This is a genomic window from Micromonospora sp. RTBAU3-60, from assembly GCF_054963695.1.
Window position 1 is genome coordinate 1 of the sequence record NZ_JBUEGB010000108.1, and the last position, 13,912, is coordinate 13,912.

The 13,912-nt window shown below is 70.0% G+C and carries 18 protein-coding genes; 5 read left to right on the plus strand and 13 right to left on the minus strand.

The window, feature by feature from the left end:
- The 3 genes from ACY34I_RS38325 to ACY34I_RS38335 all read right to left on the minus strand — a co-directional run.
- Positions 1 to 1,033: hypothetical protein (locus tag ACY34I_RS38325; RefSeq protein WP_462760097.1), on the minus strand; the 1,033-nt coding region annotated here is incomplete at its 3' end.
- Between the two features lie 487 nt (positions 1,034 to 1,520).
- On the minus strand, positions 1,521 to 1,784 hold the full coding sequence (locus tag ACY34I_RS38330) for a type B 50S ribosomal protein L31 (RefSeq protein WP_462760099.1): 264 nt from the start codon (positions 1,782 to 1,784) through the stop codon (positions 1,521 to 1,523).
- Entirely contained in the window at positions 1,781 to 3,061 is a 1,281-nt protein-coding gene (locus tag ACY34I_RS38335; protein ID WP_462760101.1) for a CobW family GTP-binding protein, read from the minus strand. The genes ACY34I_RS38330 and ACY34I_RS38335 overlap by 4 nt, the downstream gene beginning before the upstream one ends.
- 266 nt (positions 3,062 to 3,327) lie before the next feature.
- On the opposite strand from ACY34I_RS38335, the gene rpmB reads away from it, so the two are divergent.
- The 3 genes from rpmB to rpsN are packed head-to-tail and all read left to right on the plus strand — an operon-like array spanning position 3,328 to position 4,038.
- The gene (gene rpmB, locus ACY34I_RS38340) at positions 3,328 to 3,564 is read left to right on the plus strand and encodes a 50S ribosomal protein L28 (protein ID WP_462760103.1); all 237 of its coding nucleotides are present in this window, start codon (positions 3,328 to 3,330) and stop codon (positions 3,562 to 3,564) included.
- On the plus strand, positions 3,564 to 3,731 hold the full coding sequence (rpmG, locus tag ACY34I_RS38345) for a 50S ribosomal protein L33 (RefSeq protein WP_089006390.1): 168 nt from the start codon (positions 3,564 to 3,566) through the stop codon (positions 3,729 to 3,731). The genes rpmB and rpmG overlap by 1 nt, the downstream gene beginning before the upstream one ends.
- Before the next feature lies 1 nt (position 3,732).
- Positions 3,733 to 4,038: a 30S ribosomal protein S14 gene (gene rpsN, locus ACY34I_RS38350; protein ID WP_462760105.1), complete on the plus strand. Its 306-nt coding sequence runs from the start codon at positions 3,733 to 3,735 to the stop codon at positions 4,036 to 4,038.
- Positions 4,039 to 4,328: 290 nt separating this feature from the next.
- Here the strand turns inward: rpsN and ACY34I_RS38355 are convergent, their stop codons facing one another.
- From ACY34I_RS38355 to tnpA, 6 genes are all read right to left on the minus strand, one after another.
- A complete protein-coding gene (locus tag ACY34I_RS38355) occupies positions 4,329 to 4,613 on the minus strand; it encodes an ArsR/SmtB family transcription factor (protein WP_462760107.1) in 285 nt (94 codons plus the stop codon).
- Complete coding sequence (locus tag ACY34I_RS38360; RefSeq protein ID WP_462760109.1) at positions 4,610 to 5,440, minus strand: metal ABC transporter permease; 831 nt, start codon at positions 5,438 to 5,440, stop codon at positions 4,610 to 4,612. Before ACY34I_RS38360 ends, ACY34I_RS38355 begins: the two co-directional genes overlap by 4 nt.
- Positions 5,437 to 6,306, minus strand: a complete 870-nt coding sequence (locus ACY34I_RS38365) for a metal ABC transporter permease (RefSeq protein WP_462760111.1) — start codon at positions 6,304 to 6,306, stop codon at positions 5,437 to 5,439. Before ACY34I_RS38365 ends, ACY34I_RS38360 begins: the two co-directional genes overlap by 4 nt.
- Positions 6,307 to 6,310: 4 nt before the next feature.
- Entirely contained in the window at positions 6,311 to 7,081 is a 771-nt protein-coding gene (locus ACY34I_RS38370) for a metal ABC transporter ATP-binding protein (protein ID WP_462760113.1), read from the minus strand.
- Positions 7,074 to 8,024 (minus strand): metal ABC transporter substrate-binding protein, encoded by a 951-nt coding sequence (locus tag ACY34I_RS38375; RefSeq protein ID WP_462760115.1) that lies wholly within the window; start codon positions 8,022 to 8,024, stop codon positions 7,074 to 7,076. The genes ACY34I_RS38370 and ACY34I_RS38375 overlap by 8 nt, the downstream gene beginning before the upstream one ends.
- 186 nt (positions 8,025 to 8,210) lie before the next feature.
- A complete protein-coding gene (gene tnpA, locus ACY34I_RS38380) occupies positions 8,211 to 8,630 on the minus strand; it encodes an IS200/IS605 family transposase (RefSeq protein WP_462760117.1) in 420 nt (139 codons plus the stop codon).
- A 24-nt stretch (positions 8,631 to 8,654) separates the two neighbouring features.
- Between tnpA and ACY34I_RS38385 the strand changes: the two genes are divergently transcribed.
- Positions 8,655 to 9,938 (plus strand): RNA-guided endonuclease InsQ/TnpB family protein, encoded by a 1,284-nt coding sequence (locus ACY34I_RS38385; protein ID WP_462760119.1) that lies wholly within the window; start codon positions 8,655 to 8,657, stop codon positions 9,936 to 9,938.
- Between the two features lie 13 nt (positions 9,939 to 9,951).
- On the opposite strand, the gene ACY34I_RS38390 is transcribed toward ACY34I_RS38385, so the two are convergent.
- The 3 genes from ACY34I_RS38390 to ACY34I_RS38400 are packed head-to-tail and all read right to left on the minus strand — an operon-like array spanning position 9,952 to position 11,701.
- Entirely contained in the window at positions 9,952 to 10,173 is a 222-nt protein-coding gene (locus tag ACY34I_RS38390) for a TIGR03943 family putative permease subunit (RefSeq protein ID WP_462760121.1), read from the minus strand.
- A 35-nt stretch (positions 10,174 to 10,208) separates the two neighbouring features.
- Entirely contained in the window at positions 10,209 to 10,673 is a 465-nt protein-coding gene (locus ACY34I_RS38395; RefSeq protein WP_462760122.1) for a hypothetical protein, read from the minus strand.
- Entirely contained in the window at positions 10,670 to 11,701 is a 1,032-nt protein-coding gene (locus ACY34I_RS38400; protein ID WP_462760128.1) for a permease, read from the minus strand. Before ACY34I_RS38400 ends, ACY34I_RS38395 begins: the two co-directional genes overlap by 4 nt.
- 573 nt (positions 11,702 to 12,274) lie before the next feature.
- On the opposite strand from ACY34I_RS38400, the gene ACY34I_RS38405 reads away from it, so the two are divergent.
- On the plus strand, positions 12,275 to 12,667 hold the full coding sequence (locus ACY34I_RS38405; RefSeq protein ID WP_462760124.1) for a Fur family transcriptional regulator: 393 nt from the start codon (positions 12,275 to 12,277) through the stop codon (positions 12,665 to 12,667).
- A gap of 16 nt (positions 12,668 to 12,683) precedes the next feature.
- Here the strand turns inward: ACY34I_RS38405 and ACY34I_RS38410 are convergent, their stop codons facing one another.
- The gene (locus tag ACY34I_RS38410; protein WP_462760126.1) at positions 12,684 to 13,661 is read right to left on the minus strand and encodes an ATP-binding protein; all 978 of its coding nucleotides are present in this window, start codon (positions 13,659 to 13,661) and stop codon (positions 12,684 to 12,686) included.
- Between the last annotated feature and the right edge of the window lie 251 nt (positions 13,662 to 13,912).

Genomic DNA, 13,912 nt, shown 5'->3' on the forward strand with positions numbered 1-13,912 from the left:
ACCGCTCGGACAGGCGCCGCAGGCGGTGCTGTTTCGCGAGGACCCCGGCGGCCCGGAACTGGCCACCCGCCCCCAACGCGGTGATCCGGCCGTCCTCGTGAAGTCGCAGGGCTCCCGCGCTGAGGAGGGTGTTGAGGCCCCAGTCGACGCCGAGCGCGACCGTGTGACCGGCGCGCCGGGCCTTCGGCACCGGGTGGCTGTATGCCATATCGGCGTGCACCTGCCGGCCGGCGACCCGGAGGGTGGGCAGGTGCACCACCGCCGAGGCAGGCACCGTGGGCGGCAGGCTGACCGGACAGGCCACCCACGTCCAATCCCGATACGATCGCGGATCCGGACGGGTGGGAAGCTGCAAGCGCAACAGCACCCTCGCTGGGTCGGTGTCGCTGCGTTCGATGGTGGCCTGCTGCCGGTCACACGCGGCCAGCAGCAGCATCCGCGCGACCCTTGGGACGCCTTCAAGCTCGAACACGTCCGCCGGCAGGCGGCCATTGGCGGCAAGGAACTTCGCGGCCTGCCGGGTGCGGGACTTGATAATGCTGGAGGGTAGATGTTCCCCGCCCGGAATCGCCTTGCGTACCTGCTCCCACTCCTGAGCGGTGCGCTGACGCGGATCGGCCGGCCACGTCGCCAGCACCCCGCCGGTCAGATCAGCACGCCACCACGCCGAACGCAGAACCCGCCCCGCCTGCTCCTGCGCCATCCGCTCGATCCGGTCATTGACCCTCACACCCTCGGGCGTGGCGGCCGTCCAGCCCAAGCGCCGCAGCGCCATCCACGCATTCGACGGAAGTTTCCGGCCGCCCGCGTCGTGTCCGGAGGCCAACACGTCCACGTCCGCGGGGTTCCACCGCTCCGCCAACAGGCCGGAAACCATGCCCGCCACCAGATCGGCACACCAGCCGACACGTTGCGCAAGCACCGCCTGCGACAGAACCTGACCGCTCTCCTCGTCCACCCCTGATCGGAGCAAAGCGCGGGCGCAAGCGGTACGGGAGGCCTCGCCCTCGGCCAGCGGCAGCTTTCCGGTCACCGGCTCAACGCCTCGACAACGATCCGGGAGAACCCGCGATCACGACCGGCCCACGTCACCGGAATCTCCCCCGAACCAGCCCAAAAGCGAGACGCCACGATCCACACGGCTAACCTAGGATCACCGACGATTCCTAATCAAGTTGGTCAGCCTGTCCTTCGACGGCATCCCGAACAACATCGGCGGTGCCGGAGATGCCGGCCCGCAGGACGTCGATGCGGATACGCGGATCGGCCCACTCGTCTCGGATCCGCTCGCGTGCGGCGTGGAGGATTCGCGGGCTCGGCGTCGACGGCGAGGATACGGCCGCAGACCATGTGCCGGGCCAGGGCGAGGGTCATGCCGGCGCCGCCGCAACCGACGTCGACCGCGAGCCGGTCACCAGGGGCGACCAGTTCGCGGGCGACGCCCTGGTACCAGGCCCGGTCGTCCTCGGCGGCGCCGACGAGGCGGTGCGCGTGCGCCGCCCAGCCGACGCGCGCCGTTCTCATCGTGGTTGTTGCCGTCCGCGGCGGGCGTACTTGGCGCGGAACTTTTCCACCCGGCCCTCGGTGTCGAGCAGGCGTTGCTTGCCGGTCCAGAAGGGGTGGCTGGCGGAGGAGATCTGCACGTCGATGACGGGGTAGGTGTTGCCGTCGGTCCACTCGATCGTCTGGTCGCTGGTGGCGGTGGAGCGGGTGAGGAAGGCGAAGTCGGCGGCGCGGTCGCGGTAGACGACGGGCTTGTAGCTGCGGTGGATGTCAGGCTTCATGCTGGTTCTCCTTCTGTCGGGTCGAGACTGCTGAGTGGGAAGCAGCCGGTGAACGGGTCGTCGTAGCTGCGCCAGACGTCTTCGCCGTCGGCGAGTTCGGCGTCGGTGAGCAGGCAGTCTGCGAGGGTGCGGTGCAGGGCTGCCGGGTCGAGGTCCAGGCCGATGAAAACGAGGTGCTGGTTGCGGTCGCCGTAGTAGGGGTCCCAGTCGAGGGCGGCGGCGAGTCGGCGCTGGTCGGAGGCCTCGTCCCAGTGCGAGTCGGGGAGGGCGGCCAGCCAGCGGCCGAGGGAGCCGAGGCTGAGGCCGCCGCCGGCGAAGTCCCAGGCGATCACTGTCTCGGGCTGGCTAGCGAGCCACACGTGTCCTCGGGAGCGGATGACCTCGGCGTTGATCTCCTCGAGGACGTGGTGGAGCCGTCGAGGGTGGATTGGCCGGCGGGCGCGGAAGACCACGGAGACGACCCCGCAGTCAGGATGCGGCTCGTGCGTGCCGAGGAGGTAGCCCTCCAGGCCCCGGGTCAGGACGCCAGGGGTCTCGGGGCGGTGCCGGCGGGTGCCGCGCAGCTGGCGGGTCAGGGTGCCGGCCTCGATGACGTCGCCGTCGACGCGGACGTGTGTCGCCCATGGCACCATGCGCTCGAGCAGCACCGACAGCCGGCTGGTGTCGTAGGCGCCCTCCCGCGACTGTCCCCACAGCACGAGGGTGTCGGCGTACTCGATCTGACGGACGATGACGTCGGCGAGCCCGCGGTCGTCGTTGTCGGCGGCGTGGATGCCGAGGGTCTTCAGGTCGTCGGTGCTGGCCAGGCCGTCGAGCAGGTGCTCGGCGTCGACGACCGTGACGTACGAGTCGACGTGCAGCAGGTCGGTGATCGGCGCGCCGTCGACCAGGCAGTGCGCGCAGACGGCGGCGACGGCTTCCGGCTCGACCACCTCCGGCAGCATCAGCACTAGGTCGCGGTGCGGGTGGGCGTGTGCCAGCCGGGCGAGGGTCGGCAGTACGTCCTCGCGCAGGGTGCAGGAGACACAGCCGTGCGCGAGCGTGATGCGCTCGTCCTCGAGCACTCCTCCGCTGTCGCGCACGATGCGGTGGACGGTGCCGGTGCCGAGGCCGGCGAGGTCGTGGCGGATCAGCAGCAGCGACGGGTCCGCCGCGAGCAGGCTGCGGGCTACGGCGTATGTGGCGGATGGCCAGAAGCCACTGAGCACGGTCAACGACGGTCGGGCGTCGGACGCCGGAACTCCGGCGTTGGCCGGTGCGAGCGGGGACGTCGACATCACAGTCCTCTCGACTTAGTTGAAAACGATTGTCATTATAGGCACATGGTCGACCGCGAGTGGCAGGCGAGGTCTTCTCGCAGGAAGCGCCGGGGCGGCTCGGCGGCGCCGGTGGCTGTTGGCGATCTGCACGTGGCGTCGGGTATCGCCTCGGCTCGTCGGTGTCGGACGAGGTAGTTCGGGACCCCGGGTGGAGGCTGTCCGATCGGTCACGTAAGAATGAAAACGATTATCGTTACGGCGAACCGTTTCCTGAAGGAGTACTTGTGTCCCGTCGCTGTGATGTCACCGGCGCGAAGCCGAGCTTCGGCAACGCCGTGTCCCACTCCCACCGGCGCACCCGCCGCCGGTGGGACCCCAACCTGCAGAACCACCGCTACTGGCTGCCCTCGGAGCGACGCTGGGTCCGCCTGACGCTGACCGCCAAGGCGCTGAAGACCGTGGACCGCAAGGGCATCGAAAAGCTCGTCGCGGAGCTGCGCGCTCGGGGGGTGACGGTCTGATGGCCCGGCAGACCGACGTCCGCCCGATCGTCCGGCTGCGCAGCACCGCCGGCACCGGCTACACGTACGTCACCCGCAAGAACCGCCGCAACGACCCCGACCGGATGGTGCTGCGCAAGTACGACCCGGTCGTCCGCCGGCACGTCGAGTTCCGGGAGGCGCGCTGACATGGCACGCAAGAGCCTCGCGAACCGACAGGCCCGCCGGGCCGCCCTGGTTACTCGCCATGCGCCGCGCCGCGCCGAGCTGAAGCGGACCATCGCCCACCCGGACACCGACCCGGCGGTGCGGGACGGCGCCGTCCGCCACCTGGCGCGGCTGCCCCGCGACTCCAGCCCGGTGCGGCTGCGCAACCGGGACGTCGTCGACGGCCGGCCGCGAGGTGTGCTGACCCGCTTCGGATTGTCGCGGGTGCGGTTCCGGGAGATGGCGCTGCGGGGCGAGCTGCCGGGGATCCGCAAGGCGTCCTGGTGATGACGCCACCCGCCGCGCTGACGTCCGAATCGACGACGTCGGCGCATTTGATGCGGGGTGCAGGACGAGGAATGACCAGGCCGTAGGCCGCGAGACACGGACGGATTTCATCGACTGGGAGGAGGGCCGCCGGCGTGGTGTTCGCGCCGGCGGCAGTCTTGACCGCCGGAAGGGTGGTGCTGTCGCAGGCCCTTGTGAACGCCCGCGCCGGTATCGGCGCGGGCGCTCGTCCTTCGCGGCTACGCCCCGTCGACAGTTCGTCCGCGTTGGGCCCGCGACGCCCGGCACGCTCATCTGCAGTGCTTGAGCACGTCCAGGACGAGAGAGACGGCGGGGACCGTGGTGAGCGCGTAGTGCATCCGGCCCTGCTGGCGGTAGCGGCGTACGAGGCGGGCGTGGCGCAGGTGCCGAAGTTGATGCGATACGTGCGAGGCGGATAGCTGCAGCGAGCTGCTGAGCTCGGTGACGCACGCGTCGGCTCGCGTGAGCTGCTGCAGGATGCGGATGCGCGCCGGGTGGGCGATGATGCGGAGCAGCTCGCTGATCTCCTCGATCGAGGCGGGCGCTGCGGTCACGACGCGGTGAGGAAGATCGTGCGGAACCCGTCGCGCAGGCGGTGTGCCGCCAGTGACCCGAGTAGGACGGCGGCGGCGGTCAGCGAGATGCTGCCACCGGCGGCAACATCCCAGAGCCGGGAGAACCACAGTCCCGCGGCGGCGCTGCCGGCGCCGAGCGTGGCGGCGAGAGCGGTCATTGGGGCGAGACGGTCGGTCCAGGCGCGGGCGGCTGCGGCGGGGGCGACGATGAGTGCCAGGGCGAGGATGGTGCCGACGGCGGGCACGATCGCGACGACGACGAGGTCGACCAGCAGCAGGAGAGCGAGGTCGAGCAGCCGGACGCGGTACCCGGCGGCGCGGGCGCCGGCGGGATCAAAACCGACGTACAGCAGGTGCCGGCCGCCGACGGCGAGCGCGACCGCGGTGAGCGCCAGCAGGACGACGGTCACGACCAGGTTCTCGGTGGTGACGGTGAGGATCGATCCGACGAGGAAGGCGGACAGGTCCCGGCTGAAACCGTTCTGGGTGGCGACCAGCGCGACGCCGAGCGCGAAGCCGGCGGAGAGGATCACTCCGGTTGCGGCGGTGGCCTCTTGGCCGCGGGTACGTGCCAGCGCGGCGACGGCGGCGGCGGTCAGCAGGCCGGCGACCACGCCGCCGAGGTAGATGTTGATGCCGAGGATGGATGCGGCGACCACGCCGGGGAACGTGGCGTGGGCCATGGTCATGGTGAAGAACGACAGCCGGCGTAGCACGACGTGCACGCCGACCAGGCCGGTGAGCATCCCGACGGCGACGGCTTCGAGCAGTGCGCGGCCGAAGGTGTCCTGCAGTAGCCAGCTCACCGGGTCACCGTCGCAGCGGGCGGGTGCGGCCGGCGGCGGAGGTGGCCGGCGAGCAGGGCGAGCAGGTAGCAGGCCACGAGGGTGAGCACCACCGCGGCGGCGGAGGTGAGTCGGACGCCGTATCGGACGGAGGCGGTCCAGCTGGTCAGCAGGCCCAGGTAGGCGGCAAGGCCGGTGACGGCGGTGGCGATCACGGACATGGCGGTGAGCCGGTCGGTCAGCAGGCGCGCGGTGGCGGCGGGCACGATGAGCAGGGCGATCACCAGGATGGTGCCGACGGCCTGCACGGCGGCGACGACGACCAGCGCGACGGCCGTGTTGAGCCCGAGATCGAGCAGGGTGAGGCGGTACCCGGCGGTGGCGGCGGCGATGGGGTCGAAGGCCCGCAGGATCAGCGGCCGGGCGGTGACGGCGAGGCCGGTGAGCACGATCGCGGCCAGCACGGCGGTCTGCGCGAGCTGAGCGGGGGTGACGGTGAGCAGCCGGCCGAACAGGAACGCGGTCAGGTCGCTGGTGTAGGAGTGTTGACGGGAGACGAGCACCACGCCGAGCGAGAACATGGCGGTCAGGAGCACGGCCACCGTGGTGTCGTCACTGAGCCGCCCCCAGGCGGTGAGTACGGTGAGCGCGACTGCGGTCAGCAGGGCGGCGACGAGTGCGCCGCCGGCGATGCCGGTCCAGCCGGCGACGAGGAATCCGATGACCACGCCGGGGAAGACGGTGTGGGTCAGCGCGTCGGCGACGAAGGCCAGCCGGCGCAGGAAGACCAGTACGCTGACCGGCCCGCACACCACGGCGAGCAGGAGCAGTTCGGCGAGGGCGCGGCCCATGAACGGCACGCTGAACGGGGCGACGAGATCACTCATGGCGTCACCGTCCGGGCCGCGTGGCGTGCAGGTCGGCGGCCTGGCTGCCGTAGCCGTAGGCGCCGGGCAGCTCCGCGAGGATCTGTTCGGTGGGGCCGGTGACGGCGCGACCGCCGTGGATGAGGCAGGCGGTGTCGGCGAGGTCGCGGGCCAGGCGCAGGTCGTGGGTGCTGAGCAGAACGGCGGTGCCGGCGGCGGCGAGGTCCCGCAGTTGCGCCACGATGACGTCCTGGCTGGTGACGTCGAGCCCGTTGAAGGGTTCGTCCATGAGCATCAGTCGGGTCTGGGCGGCGATGGCGCGGGCGAGCAGGACCCGCTGGCGTTGACCTCCGGACAGCAGCCCGAAGCGGGTACGCGCGCGGTCGGCCAGCCCAACTCGCTCCAGCGCCTCCGCGGCGACAGCGCGGTCGGTCGCGCGGGTCTGCCGTAGCCAACGGGTAGGCCGGTAGCGGCCCATGAGCACGACGTCGGCGGCGGTGACGGGGAAGTCCGCGTCGAGGGTGTCGACCTGCGGCACGTAGGCGGCCGCGCCGCGGGCCTGCCGCGCCGGCTGTCCGGCGACGGTGATCGTGCCGGCGAGGACGTCGGCGAGCCCGACGACGGCCTTGATGAGGGTGGACTTGCCGGCGCCGTTGGCACCGACGAGGGCGACGATCTGGCCGGGCGCCACCGTGAGGCTCACGTCGGTGAGGACGGCGCGGCGCCGGTAGCCGACGTCGGCCTGCGCGAGGTGCAGGGCGGAATCGGCTACCGGCGCGCCGGTGGGCTCAGCCACCGAGGGCCGCCACGATGGTGTCCGTGTTGTGTTCCTCGGCGCCGAGGTAGGTGCCCTGCGGGGTGCCTTCGGGGCCGAGGCTGTCGCCGTAGAGGGCGTCCTCCCCGCCGACCACCTTCACGCCTGCCTGCCGGGCGATCGCCTCGGCGGCCTTGGGCGGCAGGGAACTCTCGCTGAAGATCGCCTTCGTGCCGGTGGCCTTGATCTTCGCCACCAGGTCATTGATCTGGGTGGCGGACAGTTCGGCGCTGGTGTCCAAGCTGGGGATCACCGCACCGATGAACTGCAGCTGGTAGCGGTCGATGTAGTAGCCGAACGCGTCGTGGTTGGTGACCACCTTGCGGGCGTCCGCCGGCAGGGCGGCGAACTTGCGCTCGTTGTCCGCGTCGAGCTTGTCCAGCTTCGCCGCGTACGCCTGGAAGTTCGCCCGGTAGGCGTCGGCGTGGCCGGGGTCGGCGGTGACGAGGGCCTTCTCGATGTTCTCCGCCATGATCTTGGCGTTGCGAGGGTTGTGCCAGATGTGCGGGTCGCCGTCCTTCGTCTCTTCGTCGCCGGGGTCGCCCTTGCGCAGCGCCACTCCCTGCGAGGTGTCGACGACGGTGCCCTTGAAGCCGGCCGAGGAGATGGTGTCGTCGAGCCATTCCTCGAGTCCGACGCCGTTCTTGATGACGAGCTTGGCGGCCCCGAAAGCCTGGAGATCGGCGGGGGTGGGCTCGTAGTCGTGGGGGTCGACGTTCGGCTTGATGATCTGGGTGACGCTGACGGCGTCGCCGCCGACGTTGCGCGTGAAGTCGGCGACCTCGGGCGTCGTGGCGACCACCGCGATGGTGCCGTTCTTCGCCGCAGTCGCGGTGCCGGTGTCGGTGTCGGCACCGCAGCCGGCGACGGCGCCGATCGTCGCGATCGCCAGGACGGTGCCGAGCGTACGGATGGATAGGGTCACAACCGCTCCTTGCTCATGGGATGAACGGAACGGTAGTCATTTCCAATAAGGGCGTCTAGCTGTCAGATGCTCATATCAGCACCTGTGCGACCATCGCCGGTCCTGCCAACTTCACGGAGCGCGCTGTCCTTCAGGGCGGTGGTGGCGCAGTCTTCGGTTCCGAGCGGCTGCAGGCTGCGAGGGTTCTTACGAGTCGGGACGATTTTGTTCCCCTACGTATTGGTGCAGCGCCGTCAAGTCTGCGTCTGCGGCGGTGCCGGCGAAGTAGGACCCGGCCCATAGTCGGGCGTCTCGCCAGTAGTAGCGGTGAAGCTCGGGGAAGTCGCGGCGTAGATAGCGGGAGGACACGCCTTTGAGGGAGTTGACCAGTTTCGACAGTGCGACCTTGGGTGGGAAGTCCACCAGCAGGTTGACGTGGTTGACGTCGCCGTTGAACTCGACCAGTTCGCACTCGAACTGCTCGCACACCTCCCGCATGACCCCTTCGAGGTAGCGCAGTTGTTCGTCGTTGAAGACCCGCGCCCGGTACTTCGTCAGGAAAACCAAGTGGGCGTGGAGCAGGAAAGTGCAGTGCCTGCCGGTGCGGATCGGGTAATCGACAGTCATAAGACCAAGTGTAGGATTGGGGGTGTGAAAGCGGACGCCGGCCGGCGGTACCGTCTGTATCCCACCGATGGGCAGGCCGAGCGGCTGACCGGGTGGGGGCACACGTGCCGCTGGCTGTACAACATTGCGTTGGAACAGCGCCAGTTCGCGTGGCAGCAGCGTAAGATCACCCTCGGGGTGACCGCCCAGTGCGCCGCCTTGACGGAGGCGCGCAGGGATTTCGATTGGGTGGCGGACCTGCCAGCGCAGTCCGGCCAGCAGGTGTTGCGGCAACTGGATCAGGCGTACCGTAACTGGTGGAACCCGAAGCATCCTGCCGGGGCACCGACACGCAAGCGTAGGTCGGCGTGGTTGTCGGTGCCGTTTCCTGGTCAGGCGATTGCGGTGCGGCGGGTCAACCGCCGGTGGGGCGTGGTCAGCCTGCCGAAGATCGGTGACGTGAAGTTTCGGTGGTCTCGTCCGTTGGGCGGCGAGGTCCGTAACGGGGTGTTGTCTTTCGACGGTGTTGCCTGGCACGTCGGGTTCGGCGTCCACACCAGTGTCACCACACCCGAGGCGCATGCCCAGCCCGGCACCGTTGTGGGTGTGGACCGTGGGGTGAAGGTCGCGTTGGCGATGTCGGACGGGCGGATGTGGAACCGCACGTTCACCAGCCCCGCTCAGGAGCGGGAGTTGGCCAGGCTGAAGTCGAAGGCTGGCCGGCAGGAGACCGCACGCCGCACGCGTGGCGCGAGGACCTCGAATCGCGCCCGCAGGGTCCGTGCGGAGATTGCCCGAACCTCAGCGAAGGCCCGTAACCGGCGTAGCGACTTCGTAAGATGGGCGGCCAACCGGCTCTGCGCCCAGCATGCGGTCGTCAAGATCGAACGCCTCGACATCGGGGCCATGGCCGCCACCGCGAAGGGCACTGTCGAGGAGCCTGGCATCAACGTGCGGCAGAAGGCCGGGCTGAACCGGGCGATCCTTGACAAGGGTTGGGGCCTGTTCCAGGTAGCACTGGCCAACCGAGCACGTAGCACCGGCACCCGAATCGCTATGGTGCCTGCCGCGTTCACATCCCAGCGGTGCAGCCGCTGCGGGAACACCGATCGGAGCAACCGCGAAAGCCAAGCGACGTTCCGGTGTGGGTCCTGCGGACACCAGGCGAACGCTGACGTGAATGCGGCGATCAACGTCAGGGACGCCGCCGAGGCGGCGTCCCCACTCACCGGGCGGGCAGTCCGGGACAGGAACCGAAAGGCTTCCTGTCGACCACCCACCCAGCGTCGTAGGCAACCGGCGCTGGAAACGGGAATCTCCCGCCCTTAAGCGGGGGAGGATGTCAATCGTACGGCTCGGCGGGTGCGGGGATGTGTTGCCAGTCCTCCACCTGGAAATAGGGAACATCGGCGTCGTTGACGGGGTCCTTGGCGGTGTGCGGAATCCACCGGCCAGTGGTCCGTATCCAGGTGTTCGCCGGCGCCTGCGGAACCTGGCCACGCAGGCCGATCTTGATGGGGACGCCGTCGGCGGCGCAGCAGGACAACACGATGCGGGCGAGCATGGGCTGCCGATCCGGCCCGGGGGCGAGAAAGCCGGTCAATTGGATACGCCGGTCCTGCAGGGTCCGGCGTGGTCATAGACGGCCCGGTAGCCGTAGTCGAGGAGGGTGAGCTCGGCCGGGTCGCCGGGCGGCAGGGGTGGGTAGGCGACGTCCCGGTTGTCGGTCAGGGCGGAGCCGGCGCGGGCGGCGGTGTCGGCGCCGAGTGCCGGCGGGACGACGAAGAGCAGGGCGAGCGCCGGCAGCAGCAGCAGCCGGCCGACGGCCGGTCCCGAGACGCCGTGCCCGTGCCCGTCGTCGTCCGGCCCGGCCTCGGGCCGGTTGAGATGGCGCAGTTCCTGCAGGAGTGCCACGATCGCGGTGATGACCAGCAGCGTTCCGGCGGCGATGAGGAACGGTCGCAGTCCCTGTTTGACGTAGCGCAGGTACAGGTCGGTGATGCTGGCGCGCAGGATCGCGCCGCCGAGGAAGGCGAGCACGACAGCTTGGGTTCCGCGACTCACCAGATCACCGTCCCGAGCGCGGCCGCGACGAGCACGGCGAGGGCGAAGGTGGCCGGTGCGAACCGGGCGGCGAATCGCCGCCCGAACATTCCGGCCTGCATGGACACGAGCTTCAGGTCGACCATCGGACCGACCACGAGGAACGCCAGACGAGCGGTCAGCGAGAACTGCGACAACGACGCGGCGACGAACGCGTCGGCCTCGGAGCAGATCGACAGCAGCACGGCCAGGGCCGCTAGCGCGAGCACCGACAGCAGCGGTCGGGCGGCCAGGTCGTGCAGGAGTTGCTGGGGCATGGCGACGTTGATGGTGGCCGCGGCCATGGCGCCCACGACGAGGAACCCGCCGGCGTGGATGATGTCGTGCCGGCAGGCGGTCCAGAACGCCGTCATCCGAGGCAGGCCGTCGAGGTGGGCGCGGTGTGGCAGGCGGATCCACTCGGTGCGGCCGAGCCGCAGCCACAACCATCCCATCAGCAGGGCGACCACCAGACTGGCGCCGCCGCGGGCGGCGACCATCTCCGGGTTGCGGGGGAACGCCACGGCGGTCGCGGTCAGCACGATCGGGTTGATCGCCGGCGCGGCGAGCAGGAACGCCAGCGCCGCGGCGGGCGTGACGCCGCAGCGGATCAGCGACCCGGCGATTGGCACCGACCCGCACTCACAACCGGGAAGTACCACGCCCGCCACGCCGGCGACCGGCACGGCGAGCGCGGGGTGGCGGGGCAGCGCCCGGGCCCAGAACGAACGGGGTACCAACACCGCGATCACGGCCGACAGGACCACCCCGAACACGAGGAACGGCGCCGCCTGCACCATCACCGACACGAAGACGGTCAGCCAGGTCTGCAGGCGCGGGTCCGCCACCAGCGCGCCGATCGGTCGGTGCAGGACGCCGATGAGGATGAGCAGGAAGCACAGCACCTCGGTCGAGCCGACCGCCCGTTCTCTGCCGGGAGGGCCCGGCTGGTCGTCTGCGCCGGCCGGGACGGTCGGCGTGACGGGGGCTGCTGGGTCAGTCGTGCTCAGGCGGATCACCTCTCCGATCGACCACCGCATCCTACTGTGACCACCCGGTCACAGAGCGTCCGAAACGTTGATGCCCGTCTCCTGGGGAGCCGCAGGACGGGCATCGCGAATGGGGACCTGTTCACAGCACCGTTGCGCTGCGGCCCACGATCCGGCCCTCGTCGGTGATCAGGTTGAGCCCGCCGAACAGTTGCCGGTCGGCAGCGGGCGCGGCTTTCACTGTGACCGCCGGTGGCGGTGGCGCCCGCATCGTTGGCCAGAGAGCCACCTTGCCCGGGTGGTGACCGCGCCCAGGCGGGGAAGTCCTGGTAGTCGAACTCGGTGATGTCCGCCGGCGCCGCCTAGCCGTCAACCTGCATCCAGGCGGGCGCTTCGCCAACCGCCTAGAGCCGCACCCAAGACTCCTTCATTCGCGGCAACGCTCGCGCCGGGCGGTGGCGGCACGAGGTGTGAACATATGCGCAATGCATAATGGGTTCCGATGTCACGTGACCACCAGCGTCACGGAGGACAGGGAATGGGCGTCGAGACGGGCGCTGTGACGAGCGGAGACGGCGGACGGTGACCGAGGCGATGCCCACAGCAACCCGCAACACCCGACAGCGCGCCGAGGTGCTGGCGCTGCTGCGCGAGGTGGAAGGCTTCCACAGCGCGCAGCAGCTGCACCAGATGCTCGTCGACCGCAAGGCGCGAGTCGGCCTGACCACCGTCTACCGGACGCTGCAGATGCTGGTCGACAGCGGCGAAATCGACTCGACACGGCTGCCGGGCGGGGAGTACCTGTACCGGCGGTGCAGCCAGAGCAAGCACCACCATCACCTGGTCTGCCGCGACTGCGGCCGCACGGTCGAGGTCGCCGGCCCTGCCGTGGAGCGGTGGGCCGACCAGGTCGCCAGCCAGTACGGCTTCACCGACGTCGGTCACACCCTGGAGATCTTCGGCACCTGCGGTAAGTGCGCCGCCTGACCGGCGGCTGTCTGGATCAGCGACCCGCCACCGCGGGCACGTTGACCACCTGCGGTCCCATCCGGAACTCCGGGTCGATCTGATCGGTGAGATCCGCCCCGGCACGTTCGTTGGCCCACGCGGCGGCGTTGCGCCGGTGGAACTCGTGCGCCCACCGCGTGAAGGCCGCCCAGTCCTGCGGTGTGTCGTCCACTGCCTCTACGAGATGGGCGAGGGCTGCCTGGTTGGCGGGCTCCAGCTCGATCAGGGGGCCGACCATGCCCCGCTCCGCCCGCCGCACGTAGCCGGACCTGCTGAACCAGGTCAACAGGTCGCCGCCGACGTGCTCGCGAAGGAACTCCACGTCGTCGGCGTCCTCGACCTTGTTCCCGACCACCGACAGGGCCACGCCGTAGTCACGGGCGTAGCCGGCGTACTGCCGGAAGACCCCGACGCTGCGCACGGTCGGCTCGCAGACCAGCACGGTGCGGTCGAAGCGGGTGAACAGCCCGGAGGCGAACGAGTCCGCGCCCGCGGTCATGTCCACCACCACGTACTCGCCGGGCCCGTCGAGCATGTGGTTGAGCAGCAGCTCCACCGCTCCCACCTTCGAGTGGTAGCAGGCCACGCCGAGCTCCTCGGCGGCGAACTCGCCGGTGACCGCCAACCGCACCCCACCGACCTCCCGGACGCAGGCGGCGTAGATCGGGTTGTCCTCGACCACCCGCAGCAGCCGCGAACCACGCCCCGGCGGAGTCGTCTTGACCATTCGATCCGCACTGGTGATGCGGGGGTTGGCGCCGCGCAGGTAGTCCTTGATCGCCGGCAGGTGCTCACCGAGCGGCTTTACCGGCGGCGGCGTGCCCGCGTCGCCGCCGAGGGCGGCAGCGAGGTGCTGGTTGATGTCGGCGTCGGTGGCCAGCACCGGCAGGCCCTGGCTGGCGAGATGGCGGGCGAACAGCGCGGCGAGAGTGGTCTTGCCGCTGCCGCCCTTGCCCACGAACGCGACCTTCACCGCTGACGCCCTCCCACTCTATTGGAAACCATTTCCATGAGCGAGAGCGTACGCGGTGAGTCGGCTTACCGGGCAGTATCCGGGCGACTCGCCGCAACGATTCGTCATCGGGCCATTCACCACCTCTCGGCCCACCGCTATTGCTGGCGCAACACCTCGCCGCCGAGCCGCCGTATGCCGGTCGGGCGGCTCACTCCCATGAGAGTGATACCCCTGTGGACCTGCGGCGCCGAGTTTCCAAACGGGTTCTA